Origin of the sequence: Porphyromonas uenonis DSM 23387 = JCM 13868, from assembly GCF_000482365.1 — a bacterium.
Classification (GTDB): domain Bacteria; phylum Bacteroidota; class Bacteroidia; order Bacteroidales; family Porphyromonadaceae; genus Porphyromonas; species Porphyromonas uenonis.
This window is the reverse complement of record NZ_AXVC01000027.1, coordinates 36,591-59,428: the sequence shown is the minus strand read 5'-3', so window position 1 is coordinate 59,428 and position 22,838 is coordinate 36,591. Positions and strand designations below refer to the sequence as shown.

The following is a 22,838-nucleotide window of genomic DNA, read 5'->3' as shown; positions in this document are numbered from 1 at the left end:
GTAGGAATTGGGGGAATTCCTAGGTAGCTATTTGGGAAATTCCTAGGTAGGAATTCCATTCTTCGGGAGGGAGGTGTAATCAGAGGGGGGCCATAGCAACTCTGTAGCGACAGTCGCACCGTGTACCCCTAGCTATCGTCATGTGTAGCTTCTAGGCGACTGGTTATCATGCGTCAGCCCTGCTACGCCGAGAGTTCTTTGCTTGATGGTTGCAGCGCATTTATTACCTTTGCAGGCGAAAGCGTCCCCTTATACACCGCTTTAACCAACACAGACTATGGAAAATCTTTGGAACAATATCTTAGCTGACTTCGAGCACTTCACACTGCCGAGCTTCTTTGCGACCTTTATGATCCTCTTTGTCTCTATCGACATCATCGGAGCGATCCCGATCGCGCTGAGCCTCAAGGAGAAGGGGAAAATCTTCCACCCCAGCAAGGTAGCTATCATCTCGGCCATCATGTTCATCGCCTTCCTCTTCATCGGGGAGCCCCTACTAGGTTTCTTTGGGGTAGACGTTTCTTCCTTTGCTGTGGCGGGTTCGATCGTCCTCTTCGTCCTAGCCGTCGAGATGATCTTCGGTATACAGGTCTTTCAGGATGACGACCCCTCGGGCAATGCCGACATCGTGCCACTCGTCTTCCCGCTCTTTGCGGGTGCAGCCTCCTTTACGGCGATCCTGACGATGCGCTCCTCGGGTACGGCAAACTCGACCCTCTTTATCGCTATCATGCTCAACGTGCTCTGCATCTACCTGATGCTTCGCACCGTGTCGCTTCTAGAGCGCTGGCTAGGCAAGGGCGGTATCTACATCTTGCGTAAGTTCTTCGGAGTGATCCTCCTAGCTATCTCGGTGAAGTTCTTCATGCAAAACCTGATGATCATCCTCGAGCCGTTCTTTGGCAAGTAAAAGCTCTTAGCATAGAAAAATCGTAGAGGCTCTTCCACCAAGGAGGAGCCTCTACTTGTCTGAAGACTGCTTGTCGCAGTTTTCGTTCCCCTTAATAAAAACTATAGCCTTACAGCTTAGTCTTCATGTGCGTAACTATGGGATAACCACCTTGACCGCCTCGGTTGGGGTGGCGACAATGTATATCCCCTGTGTGAAGGATGCTAGCGATATCTCGCATCGGCCATCGGCATTTGCCTGAGTCTGCAGCAGCTGCTGTCCCATCATGTCATAGAGTGCAAGTGGCGTGTGCGGTGCTGTAACGGCCTGAAGCATACCTTGCTCCACACTTACCTGAAGCATCGACTCAACGGCTGGTGCGAAGAGAGGCTCGTTTGCTATTGGGAAGCCAATAGGCTCACCTGTGTCGCCATTGGATCCTCCTAGGTAGTCGCTCATCTCCCACCCCTGTGCATGAGCAAGGTAAAGGAGCTCTTCCTGGAATGCATTGTCAGCGCCCTCTTTCTTGCTGTTGAGCCATAGGATCGTAGCTCGTTCCTCTTCGAGACGCTTGGGCAGGCTTGCGATGACCTTCTTACCCGCCTCGACGGTTAGCTTGTTACCGTAGCAGGAGAGGAGGCTTAGCAGTGGCGTACCACTCAGCTCGATGCTTGTGAGCTGGTTGTCGTGTAGTCGGAGCGATACGAGATTGGGCAGCTCTGCGAGCGTGATGGTCGCAGGCTGATAGTCGTGTAGCTCTAGCTCGCGTAGGTAGGTCGCCTTGGTAAGCTCTAGCGCCTTGATGGTGGCTCCACTGACGATCAACTTGTAGAGATCACCATGGATGATCAGCTCGTTACCCTCGAGGGTGTAGGTGACAGGCTCCTTTGAGTTACTGATAGGTTGGGTCGTGCCAGTAGACTCGAACAGACCTAGTCCGCCGACAGTGAGCTGTACGGTGCTGCCAGCCTTGTCAAAGGTGAGCTTGATGACGCTCTCACCCATCTCGGGAGCATCGGAGCCTCGGTAGTCTAGTCCCTTGCCAAAGTCTGCAAAGTCAGCATAGTCTACGACGCGCCAATAGTTACCGAGAGCTTGCTCCACAAGAGCCTTGGTGCAGATGTTGCCCTCGAGGGTACTGGGCGAATTGACCACCTTAAAGAGTCCCCTCGTGAGTCCCGTGCGATTGGGTAGCTTGGCTACAATCTGCGCCATCTGTGGCTCCTTGATCTGATTGTCGTAGATCTCCACTTTGCTGAGCGGTGCTCCTGCAGCAAACGTGATCTCGGAGAGGTTGTTGTTATTGCAGAGTAGCTCCTCTAGGTGAGTCTGCGCGGAGAGATCGAGGGTGCTGATGTTGTTGTAGAAGAGGTGTAGCCTCTTGAGAGACTTCTGAGCAGAGAGGTCTATCTGAGAGAGGTTGTTGTGTCCTATCTGCAGTGAGATGAGCTTGGGGTTCTTGCTTAGGTCGATAGAGGCTATCTGCAGATCTCCACAGCTGAGCGCCTCGAGGAGTGGAGAGTGTGATACGTCCAGTCCCTTAAATGGGTTCTTGCCACAGCTCAGTATGCGTAACTTATTGCTGTGAGAGAGGTCTAGGCTCGTAAGCTTAGCATAAGCGCAGGAGAGCTCCTCGAGCTGTGGATACTTAGCTAGATCAAGGCTCTGCACCTGCGTCCCATAGATGTCTAGGAAGCGTAGCTTGGGATGCTCTCCGAGAGTAAGTGTAGCGAGATTAGAGCTGTTAGCTACGGAGAGGCGCTCCAGTGAGGCTAGGTGCGCTACGTCTAGGATGGAGATCTCGTTGTCTCCACAAGAGAGGGTGCGCAAAGCCCCGTTTTGCGTTAAGTCTAGCGTGCGAATCTTGTTTTTCGCAACGTCTAGTTGCTGTAGCTTGGTACACTTGCTCAGGTCTACTACCGTGGGGTAGTAGTTGTCCGAGTAGTCGAGGATCTCTAGGTCGGAGCATCGATCCAGAGCTAGGCTCTTGACGTAGTTACCCTTGAGACGTAGCTCCTTGAGGGGCGATGCACTAGGTATGTCGAGTCGCTCTAGCTGATTGAAGGTACAGTCTAGACGCTGGAGCGCCTTGGCGTAAGTGATGTTTAGCTCGGTGAGATTGTTATTGTCACAGCGTAGCTCGGTGAGCTCTTTGGCCTGGCGAATGTCTAGTGCTGAGAGCTTCTGATGCGAAAGCGTGATCGCTGTGATGGCTCCCGAGAGCTTCACCTCAGCACTCTCGATGGTATAGGCGTGTGCCTTGCCATCGGTGAGGATGGGTCCTGCTAGGCCTTGAGCCGTTACGGCGCCATCAGCGGAGATGGAGAGTGTGATCGTCGATCCTACTGGCAGAGCCGTGGTGAATAGGATACGAGAAGCTGCGTAGCTCTGAAGAGAGCATAGGGCGAGGCCCATGAGCATAGTCATGAGTCCTCGCCTTATGATAGAATGAAGCATAGGTTGTTTTGCTTATTGTGTTATGACCACCTTGTCAGTCTGTGTGCTGTCAGAGGAGATCGTGCGAACGATGTATAGTCCGTCGGGTAGCTCGCTGACCCCCATGTCGATGCGCTGGCATGGTGCCGTGCGGTAGTCACGGAGTAGCTGACCTGTGGTGTCGTATATCTGAAGGCCCTCTAGGGATGCGCCCTCAGCGGTGATCGTGCCGTAGGCATACTGTACCGTCGTGGCACCTCTGTCGACTAGCTCCTGGAGGTGTACTGGTGAAGCCTCAAAGACATAGATAAAGTCAAAGGTGTGTCTAGGATCTCCATATCCATACTTCCAGTGTTCAGCCTTCGTGCAGTAACCATTGAGGTCGTAGCTGAACTCTCCGAAGCCACCGTTTTCCTCTGTCACTGGGAGCATCGGCCAGAAAACTTTAGTATCAGCCTTGTCGTCGTACTGATAGCGTAGCTCGTAGACAAAGTCAGGCTTACCGTTCTCAGGGATCGTATCTCCCGACTCATACTGATAGTTCACCGCTTTGACGCTTGACAGCAGTCCCTGCTCATTCCATGTGTACTGCTCACCCTTTATGTAGAGCCATTTACTCTGTATGGAAGTATACTTGACTTCTGACTTCTGCCCCTTGTCATTGTAACTGTAGAAGATCTTGCCTGTGGGCACTAAAACAGTAGGATGATCAGTGTCTACTCCCGTAGCCTCACCGAACTGCTCCTCGATGAGCTGTCCCTTGTCGTTGTAGATGTAATCATTCATCACTGTGGCGCTTTGCTCTGCCCAATAGTCTATCTGTCCATCGGGACGATAGCCAACCTTGGTATCAGCCAGGTCCTTGCCATAGACCCCCATCTGACGTCTTACCATACGACCCTGCTCGTCGTATGTATAGTGAGCTCGCTGACTCGGCTTGCCATCCTTGGCGTAGTCAAAAGACAGCGTCATGTCAATATCTGATATACGTCCCTGCTCATCGTATCGTATATCATAGTGAGAAGAGATACTTCCATCTCCGTTCTTCACAGTACGGGAGATCCACCTTTTGTTTTCGTCATAGCCGTAGGTGTAGACAGTAGCCGTAGCGACCGTAGGCTCGACCTTCGTGAGATAGTACTTATAGTGTACTGAGCCAGCCTTTCCAAAGGTAGCCGTGATCTTGCTATCCTTAAAGAGCTGGAACTCTAGCCCCTCTAGGATATCATCGTCATTGACCTTGAGCTCTTGTAGCTCGTATCCTTCATCAGGTGTAGCGACGAGCTTGTAGGTCTCACCCTCGGGGAGGAAAGCTAAGTCCTCGATGTCCAGCCCCTCTAGAGCGACCTTGCCATGCTCCGTCTTTTCGATTGTGACCTTGGCATAAGCCTCAAAGAGTGGTGTGGGAGAGGCGTAGGAGTTTTCATCCTTATTGAGGAGCGCCCACCCCTTGCGTCTAGCTAGACTAGCAGCCTTGGGAGACCAAACGTTACCCTCCTTGTAGGTTACCTTGATACCCGTAGCAAAGACCTTGTAGGCAGGATTTGTCTCATCATACTCTGCGCTATGGTCTGAGAGTTGCTCTATGAGAGCGACTGTAGCCTCAGCGGGTAGTGCACAGAGATGCAAGCTGAGGAGCTTGAGTCCTGGACAGTTGTTTGCGGACACCTTGGCTAGCTTCTTATTGCGCTCTAGATAGACTTGAGTGAGTGCCGTCAGATTGGAAAGATCTATCTCTTGTAGCTGGCACTCCTGTAGGTAGACGTACTTTAGCTTGTCAGACTTAGGGAGCTTGACCGAGGCAAGCTCTGCACAAGCATTAGCTGTGAGAGACTCTAAAGCAGTACAATCAGAGAGGTCTAGCGTGGAGAGAGCACTCTGCTTGCAGTCTAGCATGGTAAGGCTACTGAGACCAGTGAGCGTCAGAGTCTTGAGCGGATTGCGTGATATGTCTATACTATTTAGCTTGGTCAGCCCCGCGAGGTCTAGTGTGGCAATCTCACCATTTTGCAGCTCTATATCCGTAAGGGCTGTACAGCCTGTAAGGATGACGTTCGTAAGCTTCATACAAGAGTTTGCCTCGAGCTTCGTCAGCCCTGTGCATCCCGTCAGGTCTATCGTAGAGAGCGAGGTCAATCCACAATTCAGTACCTTAAGAGATGTGACACCCTTGGTGCGAAGGTCTGTAATGCCACTGTTCTTAATGTTGAGCTTCTCGATCGTTTTTGAGTTAGTGATGTCTACCGCTGAGAGTACACTGTTGTAGTCGCAAGAGATGGACTTGACAGCACCTCGGATCTTAATCTCTAGCGCTGTGGGCAAATAAGAAGTGCGATCCACTGCGTAAGCCTCTTTAAGCCCCTCGAAGGTTATCTCGCCCTCACCCTGTACGGTTAGTTTGAGAGGTATAGCCTCATCGTCATCGTTGGTAGGCATCTCGGAGAGCTTAATCGTAATGATGTTGCTCTCGCTAGCCTCTTGAGCTGGTAGTGGCGCATAAATAGTCATCCCGAGGAGGGCTAGTAGCGTAGCAATAAGTAATCGGTGATTCATTGTTTTGAGTGTTTGTTGGTTAGGAATATCTGCTAATTGACATAGAACAGTATCAATACGATACAGAACCACGCCTTTGCGAGCAAAGGTAGCAATTATTTATTTAGTACGCAATAGCAATAGTTTAGTATATAATGATTCTATTTAGACGCTTTTGTTCAGACTTCGCAAGCTTTCCGTATCTGTAGTGCTCTAGGGGAGGGATCCAGTCATTTGAATGAAGGAGTGATTCGACTAGATCCACTATACTCTACAGAAAAACCTCACCGCACCTCAAAATAAGATAGACAGACTTACGAATCTTCGAGACTGGATATCCAATTAAGAAATGCAACTCATACTATATGTAGGCAGGGCTGACACATTATAACCAGCCATCTAGAAGCTGTGCATGACGATAGCTAGGGAATACGCAGTTCGAGGATCCTACAGAGTGGCTGCGGGACCTCACTGATTACGCCTTCCTCCAGAAGAATGGAATTCCTACCTAGGAATTTGCCAAATAACTACCTAGGAATTGCCCCAATTCCTACCTAGGAAATAAAAAATACTTCGGAGGAATCAAATGAAACTTCGGAGGAATCAAATCATAAGTCCGAAGAATTTTTTATTTCCTAGGTAGCAAATCAGAAATATCTACGGAGGAATTTGGGAAATTCCTAGGTAGGAAATCTGACAAGCTCGTTTTTGAGACTGTTTCATAAAGGCGAATCGCTGTGTTGCTTTCGGGATTCGGCTTCGGTCACATACGGAGGTATGCTCCCTTCAGACCTCATCCTCAGCGCCTTGCGCTTCATCCTTTCTGCAAAGTCAGGACAATCTTGCAAGCAAGATTGTGAGACTGTTGACTTTTGCAACAGTCTCTTTTATCATGCGTCAGCCCTGTATATGTAGGCGTGAGCGCTATTTTTTCGTACCTTCGTACCGAATAATCAATCCTTTAGATAAAGCTTTATGATAGATCCAAAAGAACTGCAGCAGATGGGCTTCGCTACGCGTGCCATCCATGCTGGTAGCGAGCACAATCAGCATGGTACGCTGGCTACGCCTATTTACCAAACCTCTACCTTCGTCTTTGACTCTGCAGAGCAGGGAGGCAGACGCTTTGCCCTCGAGGAGGAGGGGTACATCTACACCCGCCTAGGGAACCCTACCTGCACAGCTGCTGAGCAGAAGGTCGCCTCTCTAGAGGGTGGCGAGGCTTGTGTCAGCGCCTCCTCAGGCATCGGTGCGATTACATCTGCTATCTACCCCCTAGTACAGGCTGGTGACCACATTGTGGCTGGCAAGACGCTCTACGGTTGCACCTACTCATTCCTAGAGCACGGACTCTCACGCTTTGGCGTGGAGGTGACCTTCGTCGATGCGCGCAATCTTGATGAGATCAAGGCTGCTATGCGTCCCAATACGAAGCTCGTTTACATCGAGACACCTGCCAACCCTAATATGTACCTGACAGATATCGAAGGCGCTGCCAAGATAGCTCACAGCCAGGAGGGAACCGTTCTGATGGTGGACAATACATACTGCACACCCTTTATCACGCGTCCTCTAGACCTCGGTGCTGACGTGGTCGTACACTCGGCTACGAAGTATCTGAATGGTCACGGTGACGTGATCGCCGGATTCGTCGTAGGTCGCAAGGAGTATATTGACCAGGTGCGTCTCTTCGCTGTCAAGGATATGACGGGTTCAGTGCTTGGCCCGTTTGAGGCTTACCTGATCGCTCGTGGTATCAAGACACTGGAGATACGTATGGAGCGTCACTGCGCCAATGCACAGCGTGTCGCTGAGTTCCTTGAGAAGCATCCCGCTGTCGCATCGATCGCATACCCAGGTCTCAAGAGCTTCCCACAGTATGAGCTGGCGAAGAAGCAGATGCGCCTACCAGGCGCTATGATCGCCTTCGAGCTCAAGGGTGGTCTAGAGGCTGGTCGCAAGCTGATGAATAGTCTTCACCTAGCTACGCTCTGCGTGAGCCTCGGTGATGCTGAGACGCTTATCGAGCACCCAGCTAGTATGACGCACTCGCCTTATACGCCTGAGGAGCGTGCTGCTTCTGACATCGCCGAGGGTATGGTACGCCTCTCGATCGGTCTGGAGAATGTCGAGGACATCATCGCAGACCTGAAGGCTGGCCTAGACGCACTCCTATAATATATAGTAGGTACTGGTAAAAGGCTATCGAAACAAATCCAATAGCCTACTAATAAATAGAGACTCCCCCCATCACAGTCGATGAACTGTGGTGGGGGGAGCTTGTATTTGCTGAAACTGTTGCATAAAGGCGAATCGCTGTGTTGCTTTCGGGATTCGGCTTCGGTCACATACGGATGTATGCTCCCTTCAGACCTCACCCTCAGCGCCTTGCGCTTCATCCTTTCTGCAAAGTCAGGACAATCTTGCGAGCAAGATTGTCCTGACTGTTGACTTTTGCAACAGTCTCTTGCTATGTTTGTCGGTTGATGCGACCAGTGTTAGTCGCGCACCTCGTAAGTTTTGCTATCTGATATGATGTAGTGCATCGTGACGTCCCACGGCTCTAGCGGGATCTGCTCGACGATCTGCATCGAGGAGGTGACCGCTACACGGAGTGCATGGGGGCAACGTGCGAAAAAGCGATCATAGAACCCCTTGCCACGCCCCATACGTCCGCCATGCGGGTCGAATGCGAGTCCTGGTACGAGGATTAGCTCTATCTCTGCAGGATCTACCGCCTCTTCGGCAGTAGCTGTCGGCTCGAGGATCTTGTAGTCCTCACTGGTGACGAGCGAGTCAGACTGATAGGCGTAGAAGTTGATATCGTCGCCCTCGACACGGGGTATGAGTAGTCTCTTCTCACCCTGGTAGCGCTCTAGGATAGCCGTCAAGTCTACCTCATCGGGCAAGGCACAGTACAGAGCTATGCTGTGACTCCGCACGAAGGGCAGGAAGGCCTCTATCTGCCTACAGACACGCTCCGAGACCGTCTGTCGGTACTCTTCGGTCCACTCACTCCGCATCTTAGCACGGATGGTGCGACGCAATGCTTTTTTCTCTTCTCTCACTCTGTCACCACTCATCATCGCATGTGATAATTGTCCTCTATATATTGCTCCGCGCTACTGATCATCGGATCGTCTTGGGTTATCACCTGATAGAAGCCCGTAGCGCCAAAGAGATGATTAGCTATCAAGGCATACATCTGTAGTTGCAAGCGCTGTGAAGCTTGGCGCAACATCTGGGGCCGCTGTGCTATACCTCGCTCGGCAGCGTATGCGGCTAGGTCGTTCACGAGAGACTTCTCCTGATCCAGTAGCTCTAGTAGCTCCTGGACTGAACCCATCTCACGGAGGGCCGCTCTATTGAGATCTACAAAGTAAAAGGCGTACTCCTGCATCAGCCCAGACATGATCAGACGTGCAGCATAAGCATTGATCATGGCAGTATCTTGCGGTACGAAGATATCCGGCATAATGCCATAGCCACTGAAGAGGAGACGTCCCTTGTCGCTATGATACTCTCGTTGCTTCTGCTTAGTCAGTGAGAGCGTATCCGCATAGTCACCCACAGGTTTGATGCCCGAGACACTCATAAGGCTCTCCTCGATGGAGGAGAGGCTACCCTGCTCGTAGGGGCGCTGTATGTTACGTCCCGAGGGAGTGTAGTAACGTGCCACCGTAAGGCGCACGCTGGAGTTGTCCGCAAAAGTAAAGGGCTGCTGTACCAAACCCTTGCCATAGGTCTGTCGTCCCACGATCATCGCACGGTCGTGGTCTTGCATCGCTCCAGAGAAGATCTCGGAGGCTGACGCACTATTCTCATTGACCAGCACCACGAGTGGCAGTCGCTGTAGCATGCCCTCGCCATTGGCCACCACATCTTCACGAGGCATGGTGCGTCCCTCGGTGTAGACGATCAGTTGACCCTCCTGAAGGAACTCATTGGCGACGGCTATAGCCGAGTTCATGTAGCCTCCCGTATTGTCTCTCAAGTCTAGGACCAGCGCTTTCGCCCCTGCTCTTTGTAGCGCGCCCCAATGCTGAATGAATTCGTCGTAGGTAGTCCGAGCCCAAGTGGTGATCTGCATTAGCCCGATGGTGGGTGTCAGCATATAGCTCACCTCGATGCTCTGGATCGGCACAGGTCCACGCACTACGCTCACATCTCTGCGCGCATGGCGACGCAGTACCGATAGATGCACCACGGACCCCGCAGGTCCTCTCAGTGCCGAGGTGATCGTGTCTTGGTTGTTGCGCTCACCGAGGAGGCTCTTGCCATCGCACGCTAGGATGCGGTCTCCGGGCTCTAGCCCAGCCGTCTCGGAGGGGCCTCCAGCGAAGACCTGATCGACGACGATCGTGTCGGTGATGATGTTGTAGATGATTCCAATCCCCTCAAACTGTCCCTCCAGTCTCTGCTCCTCACGCTCAGACTCCAGCGGCGGGATGTAAGTCGAGTGCGGATCCAGAGCACCTAGCAGATAGGGCAAGAGATTGGTCCGTAGCTCCTCCATGTCCACAGAGTCTACGTAATACTTGTCAATCAACTGAAGTACCTGGTCGAACTTGTCTGCATGCGTGAAGCTCCGATAGCGAGAGATGAGCCAGAAGGTTAAGCTCCCAATCAGCGCACCAGCCAGAAGGCAAAGCAAATATTTATATCGACGACGCATATCTACCACTTGTTCCTCTCAATGTCTAGAAATAGGTACATAATACTAATGGGTAGAGGACTCCGTGGCTGACGAGGTGGTGTCAAGCGGTATATAGACCACCTCGATGCCAGCACGCTCGAGGAGCTCGACACCGTCGGTGAGTCGGTACTGCTCGCCATAGACCACACGTCGTATGCGACTCTGGATGATCAGCTTAGCACACTCCAGACAAGGCGAGGCAGTAATGTAGATCGTCGCACCCGTGCAGTTATTGCCCGAGGCAGCCACCTTCGTGATTGCATTCGCCTCTGCGTGGAGGACGTAAGGCTTGGTGATCCCCTCTTCATCTTCGCACACATTCTCAAAGCCCGAAGGCGTACCGTTGTAGCCATCCGAGATGATCATCTGATTGTGCACGATGAGGGCTCCTACTTGTCGACGCTGACAGTAGGAGTTCTCAGCCCATATACGAGCCATACGCAGATAGCGACGATCTAAGATTGTCTGCTTTGAGTCAGGAGCAGAGGGGGTAGTCGGTGTGATTGTCATCATGTAGTGATTTACCCATAGTGTAAACCGCCACAAAGATACTGATTATTTGGCACAAATACTCCCCTCCTCGCACCAAGGATGCAATTTTCCCGAAGACGGGACGCACGCCCGTCGTCTAGCGGAGTGCGTAGGTCGCGCGGACAGTCACCGAGATCGTCTTGTGACGTGAGGATGTGTTGAAAGCACCACCCCATGAGTAGTCCTCTCCAGCATTCTTGCCGACAATCTGGAAGACCCCCATCGAGGCATTCTGTAGCTTGCCCACCTTGCCACGGCTTCCCGAGGCTATCTCCTCGGCACGATTCAGCGCGTCTTCAGAGGCTTGGCGCAGCATCTGATGCTTGAGGTCGTCCAGATTCGTGTAGTAGTAGGCTGGCGCTTGGCTCGTTATTTCCACACCCTGAGAGATCAGCGAGGAGATACTCTTCGACAGAGCCTCGACACCGTCCAGGTCCTTGCTCGTCACAGTCACCGACTGCGTGAGCACATAGCCGTTGGGCACCTGCTGATAGTTACCATGCGTGTCGTAGCCATTGTTGTAGTCCTGCGACACCTCTAGACTCTCGAAGGTGTAGCCATCAGCCTTCAGACCAGCCTTCTGGAGAAACTCCTGCACCACCGTGCGCTCCCGCTCGATCTCCGTGTAAGCGTCGCTCAGCGTAGCACGATGCACACGAAAGGAAGCGCTCCAGACGATCAAGTCACTCTCGAAGTCCTGCTCCGCATTGCCCGTGACCGACACGATGCGAGGCTTGCGCACCGACTGATAAGTCGAGCCGGCGATCCAAATGCCTATGACAAAGGCCACCGCCAGTGCCAAGGCTGCCCAAAAGGTCCACTGCTTATTCATAATCTATATTGTGTTAGAAGATTTATCTGTTAGAGCGAAGAAGTCTCGCCAGCGTAGCGTTATAGTTCCTTCTCGAGGAGATACTTCTCCACCTCCAGCGCAGCGCGGCAACCCGTACCCGCCGAGGTGATCGCCTGACGATAGCGTGGATCCGCCACGTCGCCAGCCGCAAAGACTCCCTCCACACTAGTCAGCGGTCGTCCCTCACGAGTCACGATGTAGCCCGCATCATCCAGCTCCAGCTGACCTGCCAGGAAGTCTGTATTGGGCTTGTGTCCGATAGCCAGGAAGAAGCCATCGATCGCTATATCACGCTTAGCCTCCTCAGGCGTCCCCTTCTTGTAAACGAGGTGAGCTCCCTCCACGCCATTGTCGCCAAAGAGCCCCACCGTGTTGTACTCAAAGAGCACCTCTATATTCTCCCGTGCGAAGAGTCTCTCCTGCATCACCTTAGAGGCGCGCAGATGATCCTTGCGCACGATCAGGTAGACCTGCTCTGCGATACCCGCTAGGTAGAGCGCCTCCTCGCAAGCTGTATCGCCACCGCCCACGACAGCGACACGCTTCTTGCGATAGAAGAAGCCGTCGCACGTAGCGCAGGCCGAGACGCCCATGCCAGCATACTTCGTCTCATCCTCCAGACCTAGGTACTTAGCGCGAGCTCCCGTGGCGATGATCACCGCCTGTGCCGTTAGCTCCGTAGAACCGTCGATCTCTACCTCGAAGGGGCGCTCCGAGAGGTCGATGCGCGTCACCTCGCCTGAGCGAATGTCTGTGCCAAAGCGCTCCGCCTGCTGGCGCATCTGCTCGAGAAGCTGAGGGCCCGTGATCCCCTCGGGGAAGCCCGGGAAGTTCTCCACCTCAGTGGTCGTAGTAAGTTGTCCACCAGGTTGTAGACCCTGGTAAAGCACAGGCGATAGGTTAGCTCGTGAAGCGTAGATAGCGGCTGTATATCCTGCAGGTCCTGACCCGATGATCAGGCAGCGTATAGTCTTGTCTTGTGACATATTAGTAATAGATTCTTTTAGATGGTGAGATGTACCTCACCGCAAAGATACGAATTTAGAGGTTAGAAGCTAGAGGTTAGAGATTAGAGTGAGACGTCGCCCTGTAGGGACGCACGATCTATGTGTCCGTTGTAGTACAACGAGACGTGTAACCCGTTGTAGGGACGCACGGGAGTGTTGAGTCGGAGGGCGTCCGTTGTCAAACCAGCCGACGAGTAACGATTGTAGGGACGCACGGTCGTGCGTCCGTTGTGTCAAAAGTTACGGTATCCGTGGTTTTAACGGGAACGGACGCACGAGCCGTGCGTCCCTACAAAGGGTTATACGTTTCCCCCGAGGAAGTCTTCAAAAACATCATTCTTGAGAAATTGCATTAGCGGGTGGAATGTACGCGCCAATTTGCACAGCTCGAAATATTACCCTATATTTGTCGTAGCAAGACACCGATAGGTGACTTAGCAATGTGTTCTTAGCATATGATATGTAGCACGGCACAGACCCATAGCCGCACTGCTTGATACGGAAACTCTTCAAATTTAATCGACTATTCCGAGATCATTCTACCTACTTGATGACCGGCCTCGACATGCTCCTGGTGAGTATGTGAGCACTTGTTGCTCCAGTGGACTTCAGATGGTGGTGGATCCTCAAAACTTGTATGTTCTTCGGAGTTTTCCTAATCCACAGTGCGGCTTTTTTGTGTCCGTACTCAGAGGAGTGGCGAGAAGAGCCGAGCGACAGCCTCCCAGCTACGTATCCACAGGGAGCGCTTATTCCACTCCTCTAGGGTTAGCTGACGACACGACTGCAGATCCTCCTCAAAGGTCTTGCAGAGCTCCTCAGCGATCTGCCTGTCATAGACGAAAGACATCACCTCCAGATTGATCTCCAAGCTACGGAAGTCCATATTCGCACTGCCGACACCGACGATACGCCTATCCACCACCATCAGCTTAGAGTGTAGGAAGCCGCCACGGTAGCGACTCACGTCCACGCCCGCCTGCATCAGCTGCGTCAGGTAAGAGTCCGAGGCGCGCTGCGTCAGGTACGAGTCGCCCCGCTCGGGGATCATGACGCAGACATGCACACCACGCATAGCTGCGCTACAGAGGCTCATCAGCAACCCCTCAGGCGGGAGGAAGTAAGGCGTCTGGATCAAGATCTCTTCGTGGGCCATCGAGCACGCCTTGACGAACGCCTGCTCAATCGTTTGCCAGTGCGCCTGCGGACCATTCGTCAGGAACTGCATCGCTATCGGATGCTCGTACGGGGCGCCCCGATCGATCTCGGCAAAGTAAGGAGCTACGTCAAAGCGCTTGCGCACCGCTACAGCCCAGTCCACCAGGAAGACACGCTGCAACCCCGCCACGGCACTACCCTCTATGCGAAAGTGCGTGTCGCGCCACTGCCCCAGCTCATTGCCTTGCGTATAGTACTGCGCCACATTCATCCCCCCGAGATAGCCTATCCGCTGATCTATCACCACCACCTTGCGATGGTTGCGATAGTTGATACGCAGATCAATGAAGGGGAGCCGCACCGGCAGGAACGCATAGACCTCTCCCCCAGCCCTACGAAGAGGCTTCCAGAAGCCCCGCACATCGCTCCAGAAGGAGCCCAGACCATCATAGATAACCCGCACGCGAACTCCCTCGAGAGCCTTACTCACCAAGAGGTCACGTAGCTTGACCCCCAGCTCGTCAGAGGCGATAATGTAGTACATCAGGTGTATCTCGCTCCGTGCCGAGCGTATGTCCTCAAAGAGCCGTCGGTACTTGTCCGTACCCACCGTGATGACCGACATCGAGGAGGCGGCCAGCACCGTACGATCATCACTTTTGTAGAGCAACTTGCCGAGCGTCCCGTAGTAGGGATCCTCTAGGAGCGCCTGGTGAAAGGCTTGATCGGTGTGCTCTAGTGGCATCCTATTGATCTCTCTGAGGAAGTCCTTAGGGATCAACCGCATGGAGGCTGTCGAGCGCCCAAAGAGCAGGTAGAGGATCACCCCCACGATGGGAATAAAGAGCACAACCATCAGCCACGAAAACATCCGATAGATGTCATCGCCGCCTGTCAGGATAACGACCACCACGCCCACGACCAGGAGCGTGTATAGGATAGTCAGCAGTATCGTCCACATAGATTGCAAGCCTACGGAGCCTGCTCAAAGTGCTGTAGCAGACCCACTATCGCAAAGGTAAGGAAATTAGAGATTAGAAGTTAGAGGTCAGAGATTAGAGGTTAGAGGTTAGAGGTTAGAGGTTAGAGATCAGCTCCGACAGCTCCGATGATTCCGATGGCTCCGATTACTCCGATCTTTCCAATCTCTAAATTCTAATTTCTAACCTCTAAATTCTAACCTCTAACTTCTAACCTCTAAATTCCTACCTAGGAATTTGCCAAATAAGTACCTAGGAATTTGCCCAATTCCTACCTAGGAAATAAAAAATTCTTCGGAGGAATCAAATGAAACTTCGGAGGAATCAAAAAATAAGTCCGAAGAATTTGGCCATTTCTACCTAGGAATTTGCCAAATTTCTAGGTACTTATTTTGGAAATTCCCAGGTAGAAATGAAACAAGTCATTTTTATCATGCGTCACCCCTACCTCTAACCTCTAATCACTAACCTCTAATCACTAACGAGGGAGACCTCCGCCAGTTGTGCGGGGATCTCCCTCGTGAAGTGATCGGGTCCTAGCGGACCGTCCTCTTAGTCTTACTTGACGATGCGCGTCGTGTAGTTACCAACGAGGACGATGTAGCTACCAGCGGGTAGTGCGCTGATGTCGAGCGCATGCTCTGTGCTAGCAAGGAGTAGCTGACCCGTGTAGTCGTAGAGGCGAACCTCTGCGCCCTCAGCAGCACCAGCCACCTCGAGACGTGTACCACCGTTGGTCACGTAGACGGCAACCTGACCAGCTGTCAACTGCTCGACAGCATTGATGAGCTTGAAGGTAGCCTGGATCTTGGTAGCCTCTGTAACTGTGAAGGCATACTTGAAGCCTCCGTCAGCTTGCTTGATGAGCTTCTCGTCACCAGCGGGGATCTTCGTCTCACCCACCTGGAGTGTCTCTAGCTCGTACTTGTCAGCAGGCTTCACCTCGACATACAGTTTGGCATTAGCCGCAACCATTGAACCACTCTTGATCTCTGTACCATTCTCCTCAAAGAGCTTTACTGTACCACCCTTAGTAGGCTCGGCAGTGCAAGAAACTTGGTATTTCTCTACACCTTGCTTTTCAGTAAAGGTTGCTCGGACTGTCGAATTTCTTGATACGGTAAAGGTGTAGACCGAGCCATCCTCTGAGAGTGCCTCCGCAGGAGCTGGCTGATTGCTATTTATATAAGAGACTTCATACCCCTCATTGACAGTTGCCGTGAGCGACACAACGGTACCGATGGGTAGCATCTTTGCTTCCTTTTCAGCTAGGGGGAGTTCTTGCTCACTACCAGGCGTCTTGTACTTACCTGAGACCGAGCCACCTGTACCCTTCGTGGTGAAGAGGACTTTAGCCTCAGACTCTTTGTAGTCTTTGTAGACCCAAGACTTGTCCGTGGCAATCTTGATGTCGGCGCTGTTTACCTGATTCTTCTCTCCACTATCGATAGAGTTGATAGCATAGAGCGTACCTGGCTCTGCAGTGCTTCTACTGGGAAGGCTTTCGAAGAGCTGCTTCATAGCCTGCTCTGTGATGGCATTCTTATGGCAGCGGAGCTCTTCCAGGGCAACGCAAGGGGTAAGGTTCAGAGCTGTGAGTGCATTGTCACTACAGTCTAGCTTTTTTAGTCTTGTCAAGCCCTTCAGGGAGAGTGAGGCGAAGTCATTTTCAGCCACATTGAGCGTAGTCAGCTTGGTGCAGGTCGAAAGATCCTCTATCTCTGTCAATTGGTTACCTCTTGCGGAGAACGTCGTAATGGACTTAGGCAGATAAACCTCATTCAAGGCGCAAGCATCAGCCTCTACACTAGTGAGCCTAGTAAGGTTAGCTACGTCTAACATGGTCAGTGAGTTATTCCCCGATACATACAGCTTCTGAAGCATCCTCAAGTTAGAGAGGGTGAGGGACTTTAGATTGTTGCGTCTCACATTAAGCGTGGTGAGGCGGCTCAGCCCTTCCACCTTAAGGCTTGTCAGCTTATTGTCTGGTGCAGAGATGCGCTCTAAGGCTGGAGCGTTAGAGAGATCGAGAGAGGTGAGCTCGTTGTCTGCCAAGACTAGATAGGCAAGCGATGGAACCTGAATCTGGATTGAGGTGATCCCAGCTCCAGCAGCAGTAAATGAGAAGAAGTCTCCGTAGATCTTAATCTCTTCGCCTGCTTTCTTGCCTTTGACCTCTGCCTCCTGTGAAGATACGAGTCGACCATCACCCCAGTCTATCCGTATGGACTGGCGGGGGGGTAGTACCACGGTAAATGAACAGTCAGAGCCAATCTCTGTAGACGTGGTAAAGCTGACCGTTGGCTCGCCTGAGGCTCGCAAGCCATCCTCTAGGGCACGTGTGCTCTCGGTTGCATTGACTACTGAAGAGAGTCCTAGGACCAAGAGAAGTAGTAGCAAAGAAGTAATTCCTTTTCTCATAGAAGTATCTGTTTAAGTTGAATCTATTAGGTGTAGCTCTCCGTTGTGAAGCGGAGTGTGAAGTCGTATGGATAGACTGTGTCAACAGTCAGTTGAAAGAGAAAGTATGTAGGGGCGAATACTCAGATCCGCCCCTACACATATTATTTATCGTCTGAAGAGCTGCATATAATACAGTCTCACGGTACGATGGTCCTAGCGGACCGTCGTCTTAGACTTACTTGACGATGCGCGTCGTGTAGTTGCCGACGAGGACGATGTAGCTACCAGCGGGCAGTGCGCTGATGTCGAGCGCATGCTCTGTGCTAGCAAGGAGTAGCTGACCCGTGTAGTCGTAGAGGCGTACCTCTGCGCCCTCAGCAGCACCAGCTACCTCGAGACGTGTACCACCATTGGTCACGTAGACAGCAACCTGACCAGCTGTCAACTGCTCGACAGCATTGATGAGCTTGAAGGTAGCCTGGATCTTGGTCGCCTCTGTAACTGTGAAGGCATACTTGAAGCCTCCGTCAGCTTGCTTGATGAGCTTCTCGTCACCAGCGGGGATCTTCGTCTCACCCACCTGGAGTGTCTCCAGCTCGTACTTGTCAGCAGGCTTCACCTCGACATACATCTCGGAGCCTGTGACGACTTTCGTGCCAGAGGCAACTACAGAGCCGTCCTTGTAGAAGAGCTTCACCGCACCAGCCTCTGCACTTGGCAGGACAGGCTCTACTGTGACAGCGTACTCAGCGGGAGGCAGCGTAGACTTGAAGGTTACCTTGATCGTGACATTCTCAGTTAGGGCGAAGGTGTGAGACTCTTTACCCTTTTGACTTTCGAGCTCCTTGTCATTGAGGAACCACTGGTCAACTTCGAAGTTCTCCTTAGCTGTTGCATTGACCGTGATTAAGGTACCGCCAGCAATCTTGTCTCCATTAGAGATAGGGCCTTCGGCTGTTGAGGCTGAGACCTCACCACCTTCTTCGGGCTCAGCAACCCACTTTACCTCAAACTCGCCTGTGACTTGCTTCTGAGCAATCTTAGCTACCACTGTGGCATCACCATTAACGGTGAAGGTGTAAACCTTACCATCTGCGGAGAGTGCCTCTGCGGGAACTGGATTATCATTGTTTGTATAGGTTACCTCGAAACCTGCAGTAAGTGATGCCGTGAGCGTCACCTCCGTACCATTAGGTAGTGTCTTAGCCTTGTCTTCAAAGATAGAGGAAGTCGTACCGTCTGGGGTCTTACATTTACCCGTAATGTAGCCTGCCGTACCCTCTCTCTTGACGATAATTGTACCTTCTGTCGGATTGACAGGAGCCTTCGCCTTGAGGACGGGCTCTACCTTAAGGTCGGCCGTGACGGTGAGCGTAAGCTCATTAGGCTTGGCTTCATCGATCGCCTTGGACTGGTCATCGACCTTCCAAGAAGCCATCTCGTAGCCCTCCTTAGGTGCTACGACGAAGGTAACCTGGGTATCCTTCTCTACAGACGCACCAGTTGTCACTTCCTTCGTGTCGTCATTCGTGTAGTGAGCCGTCATCGTGCCTTGCGTAGCGTCAGGCTGGGTCAGCGTGACGGTGTACATGGTAGGCTGTGGAGCCGCCTTTGCCTTCATGATAGGCTCTACCTTGAGGTTGCCCGTGACGGTGATGTTTATTATGGTAGGATCATTTTGCTCAAGATCTTTTCGCTGGTCATTAACCATCCAGTAATCTATCTCGTAGCCCTCGGTTGGCGTAACCTGAAACGTAACCACCGTGCCAATGTCTACCATATCACCATTGTTGACTAGTTCGGTCATACCGTACTCCTTATCAATGTAAGAAGCAGCTAGAGTTCCAGTCTCCTTACCTTGATCATCCTTCTTAGGCTGTATCAGTGTGATCTTGCCCTCAGTGGGGGCAGCCTCCTTGAGGACGGGCTCTACCTTGAAGTCGGCCGTGACGGGGAGTGTGAGCTGATTAGGATCAGCACTCTCGAGAGGCTTGGTCTCGTCATTGACCTTCCAAGAGTCCATCTCGTAGCCCTCCTTAGGTGTTACGACGAAGGTAACGGGAGTCTCTAGAGCCACCCATGTGCTGTCTTGTAGATCTTTCTGTTGGCCATTGTCAGTGTAGTGGCCCGCCATCGTGCCTTGCGCAGCGTCAGGCTGTACCATGACAATCAGTCCGTGCGTCTTCTTAGCAACGGCTGAAAGCTTCAGAGGCGTATTGCCTACAGTAAGCTCAATGTAATCATACTCTGAACTATCAGAGGGCTTAGACTCTCCGTTGACGAGGAAGTGGTCGAGACCATACCCATCGTCAAAGAAGGCATCAACACTTATCTTCGCACCCTGAGGTACAGCGTCGCCACTCTTCACTTCGATGGAATTAGGATACTGACCATACTTAACTACTAGCTCACCATGCTCAAAGGGCTCAATGGTGACCTTCGTTGTTGGCTTCTTTTCTGCTACGACAGCAATGGTCACAGGACCCGTCGCCGTGTAGTTATAGCGGTAGGTCTTAAAGTAATCAGAGTAGTAAGTATGAGGAGTCTCCACACCATTGATGAGGAAGTGCTTGAACTCGTAATCTGGATCCACTTTGGCCTCAATACTTATAGAGGTGTTCGCTGCGACTTCCTCCCCATCCTTGATAGCGGCAGAGGTGCTAGCATTCGTGACCGTCAGCGTACCATGCTCAAATGGTGTGATGGTGACGATGCAGGGCTCCAGCTTCTCGATGACCGCAGCGATGGTCATATCGGAGTTTGCAGTTTCGTATGTATACGGGAGTCTTGGATTGGTAACGGTCTTCACCTTTCCGTTGATGAGGAAGTGCTTAAACAGGTACCCCGCCTTTACCGTCGCTTCAATCTTAAGCGACTCTCTCTCCTTGACACGAGTGCCTGAGGGTACCAGCTTAGCAGAAGACCCGTAGCCTGCCGTCACCGAAAGAGTACCACCCTCTGCGGGCTGCTCGTAGGTAATCTTGTAGCCAGCCTCCTTGAGTACAGGCTTGATGGTTGATGCCTCTATAATCCTAAAGGTATACTCGTTGGGCGTAGACAGGGACCTCTCTACTCGCTGGTCGTTGAAGAGCCAATAATCTACAGAGTGATCAGCATCAGGAGTGACCACTACCGTGACATAATCACCAGCCTCTACCTGCTCTCCTGCTGCTAGCTCGGGAGAGTATGTGGATCGACCCTTGTAAGCCTTGACTGTAGCAGACTCAGGCTTGACAACGGTCACAGGGACCATCGTCTTCGTCCCGGCCACTTTCAGCTGAGCCGTGACGGTCACATCTTCCCGAACAGTTAGACTAGCCTTGTTTTTAGCTTCTGCCTTCGTGCTAGGCATGTTCTTCTTACCATTGACGATCCAGTACTCGATTTCATAGCCAGTCTCGGGAGTTAACTCTAGCGAGAGCCTAGTTCCAAAGTACTTCTGATCGCCAGAGGTGACCTCCGTGGCTCCGTCTTTGACCTTAAGCGTGCCATGCTCTGGCTGTGTGATCGTGACGGTGTGTAGCGTAGCGGGTGCCACCCGTGCAGAGATGATTAGGTCAGAGGTTACATACTCTGAGTATTCATTTCCTAGATTTTCCTTTTCTACATTGTTAATGATGTAGTGGGTAACCACATAGCCCTCATCAGGAGTCGCCTTAACTCTTAGCCGTTTGTTCCGAGGCACTTGATCCCCGTTTTTCACAATGGTCTCTTGACCTGCGTAAACATATTTAGCCGTGATGGTGCAGTGCTCCACCTGATTGATGGTTATTGTGTACTGCTGCGCTTGCGCCACGAGGGGCAAGAGCAGGAAGGTACCCAACAACGCTAAGATAGATAACATTCGTTTCATAAGCGTATCTGTTTTAAGTGTAAGTGATTAATATATTCTTCTGTATGGAGGCGGAGTAGAGGCGGGCGTAGCTACACAACACTACAGCTACCTGACCCTCTTCAAAGGGCTAAGATAATAAAAAAAACGATACAGCGTGGGGGGAGAGAGAATTAGAGGTTAGAGGTTAGAAGTTAGAGCGGAGCGATCGGAGGTGTCGGAGCTATCGGAGTGATCAGAGCTATCAGAGCCATCGGAATGATCTAACATCTAATCTCTAACTTCTAACTTCTAATCTCTAACTTCTAGCCTCTAACTTCTAGCCTCTAATCTCTAACCTCTCACTTCCAATCCCAAATAAAATAGGTATCTTTGTGGACGAATCGTTTACCACGGACTTTACTAACAACTTTATTACCTATATATAGTATGAAGAATTTGGACTGGTCATCATTGGGGTTTGGTTACCTCAAGACCGATTACAACGTGCGCTGTTACTATCGTGATGGCAAGTGGGGCGAGCTAGAGGTCTCTTCGGAGGAGACGATCACGCTACACATGGGTGCTACCTGTCTGCACTACGGCCAGGAGGCTTTTGAGGGTCTCAAGGCTTACCGTGGCAAGGATGGTAAGATACGTCTCTTCCGTGTCGAGGAGAATGCTAAGCGTATGATCCGCTCAGCTGAGGGTGTCGTCATGGCTCCCGTACCTGAGGAGCTCTTTATCAAGGCGGTCAAGAAGGCTGTCGAGCTCAACAAGGACTACGTACCTCCCTACGAGAGTGGTGCTTCGCTCTACATCCGCCCACTCCTACTCGGTCTGGGTGCTCAGGTAGGTGTCAAGCCTGCTCCTGAGTATCTCTTTATCGTCTTCGTATCTCCTGTAGGACCCTACTTCAAGGAGGGCTTCAAGCCTACACCTATGGCTATCATGCGTGGCTATGACCGTGCGGCTCCTCTAGGTACGGGTACGATCAAGGTGGGTGGTAACTATGCCGCTGGTATGGTACCTACCGTCCTGGCTCACGAGAAGGGCTACAGTGCTTGCCTCTTCCTGGATGCTAAGGAGAAGAAGTATATCGATGAGTGCGGTCCAGCCAACTTCTTCGGCATTAGAGACAACACGTACATCACGCCGGAGTCTACCTCTATCCTACCCTCTATCACGAACAAGAGCTTGATGCAGCTTGCTGAGGATCTAGGTCTGAAGGTGGAGCGTCGTCATGTACCTGAGGAGGAGCTAGCTACCTTTGAGGAGGCTGGTGCTTGCGGTACGGCTGCTGTCATCAGCCCGATACTACGTGTCGACGATCTCGATGAGCACAAGACTTACCAGATCTCTAAGGATGGCAAGCCCGGTCCTATCTGCGAGAAGCTCTACAACAAGCTACGTGGCATCCAGTACGGCGACGAGCCCGATACACACGGCTGGGTCACCATACTAGACTAAATAAGTTTCTCGTCTCGCCTATCACGAGACGCAACACAAGAAAAGGCGCGCTCAGCATCGATGCTGGGTGCG

At 51.9% G+C, this 22,838-nt stretch carries 13 protein-coding genes; 3 read left to right on the top strand and 10 right to left on the bottom strand.

All coding sequences use genetic code 11. From position 1 onward, the window contains the following. Window positions 1-277 precede the first annotated feature (277 nt). A complete protein-coding gene (locus L215_RS0102895; RefSeq protein ID WP_025884345.1) occupies window positions 278-910 on the top strand; it encodes a MarC family protein in 633 nt (210 codons plus the stop codon). Window positions 911-1,045: 135 nt separating this feature from the next. Here L215_RS0102895 and L215_RS0102890 read toward each other — a convergent pair whose 3' ends face one another. Both L215_RS0102890 and L215_RS0102885 read right to left on the bottom strand, forming a co-directional pair. After that, on the bottom strand, window positions 1,046-3,346 hold the full coding sequence (locus L215_RS0102890) for a hypothetical protein (RefSeq protein ID WP_027451311.1): 2,301 nt from the start codon (window positions 3,344-3,346) through the stop codon (window positions 1,046-1,048). A 12-nt stretch (window positions 3,347-3,358) separates the two neighbouring features. Then, window positions 3,359-5,878, bottom strand: coding sequence for a T9SS type A sorting domain-containing protein (locus L215_RS0102885; protein WP_025884346.1), 2,520 nt, complete (start codon window positions 5,876-5,878; stop codon window positions 3,359-3,361). A gap of 954 nt (window positions 5,879-6,832) precedes the next feature. Here L215_RS0102885 and megL point away from each other — a divergent pair. Further along, window positions 6,833-8,035 (top strand): methionine gamma-lyase, encoded by a 1,203-nt coding sequence (gene megL / locus L215_RS0102880; protein ID WP_044111652.1) that lies wholly within the window; start codon window positions 6,833-6,835, stop codon window positions 8,033-8,035. A 320-nt stretch (window positions 8,036-8,355) separates the two neighbouring features. On the opposite strand, the gene L215_RS0102875 is transcribed toward megL, so the two are convergent. The 8 genes from L215_RS0102875 to L215_RS0102840 form a co-directional block, all read right to left on the bottom strand. After that, window positions 8,356-8,925 (bottom strand): 5-formyltetrahydrofolate cyclo-ligase, encoded by a 570-nt coding sequence (locus L215_RS0102875; RefSeq protein ID WP_025884107.1) that lies wholly within the window; start codon window positions 8,923-8,925, stop codon window positions 8,356-8,358. A 14-nt stretch (window positions 8,926-8,939) separates the two neighbouring features. Beyond that, window positions 8,940-10,511 carry a S41 family peptidase gene (locus L215_RS0102870; RefSeq protein WP_238296628.1) on the bottom strand — a complete coding sequence of 524 codons (1,572 nt, stop codon included), beginning with the start codon at window positions 10,509-10,511 and terminating at the stop codon, window positions 8,940-8,942. A gap of 66 nt (window positions 10,512-10,577) precedes the next feature. After that, entirely contained in the window at window positions 10,578-11,063 is a 486-nt protein-coding gene (locus L215_RS0102865; protein ID WP_025884104.1) for a deoxycytidylate deaminase, read from the bottom strand. A 118-nt stretch (window positions 11,064-11,181) separates the two neighbouring features. Beyond that, window positions 11,182-11,916, bottom strand: coding sequence for an SIMPL domain-containing protein (locus tag L215_RS0102860; RefSeq protein ID WP_025884103.1), 735 nt, complete (start codon window positions 11,914-11,916; stop codon window positions 11,182-11,184). A gap of 59 nt (window positions 11,917-11,975) precedes the next feature. Further along, window positions 11,976-12,923, bottom strand: a complete 948-nt coding sequence (gene trxB / locus L215_RS0102855; protein ID WP_025884102.1) for a thioredoxin-disulfide reductase — start codon at window positions 12,921-12,923, stop codon at window positions 11,976-11,978. 709 nt (window positions 12,924-13,632) lie between these two features. Further along, a complete protein-coding gene (gene cls, locus L215_RS0102850; protein ID WP_027451308.1) occupies window positions 13,633-15,063 on the bottom strand; it encodes a cardiolipin synthase in 1,431 nt (476 codons plus the stop codon). Between the two features lie 577 nt (window positions 15,064-15,640). Beyond that, entirely contained in the window at window positions 15,641-17,503 is a 1,863-nt protein-coding gene (locus L215_RS0102845) for an InlB B-repeat-containing protein (protein WP_154657838.1), read from the bottom strand. 217 nt (window positions 17,504-17,720) lie between these two features. Then, window positions 17,721-21,338, bottom strand: a complete 3,618-nt coding sequence (locus tag L215_RS0102840) for a T9SS type A sorting domain-containing protein (protein ID WP_027451307.1) — start codon at window positions 21,336-21,338, stop codon at window positions 17,721-17,723. A 408-nt stretch (window positions 21,339-21,746) separates the two neighbouring features. On the opposite strand from L215_RS0102840, the gene L215_RS0102835 reads away from it, so the two are divergent. Next, a complete protein-coding gene (locus tag L215_RS0102835) occupies window positions 21,747-22,766 on the top strand; it encodes a branched-chain amino acid aminotransferase (RefSeq protein WP_025884096.1) in 1,020 nt (339 codons plus the stop codon). Window positions 22,767-22,838 lie beyond the last annotated feature (72 nt).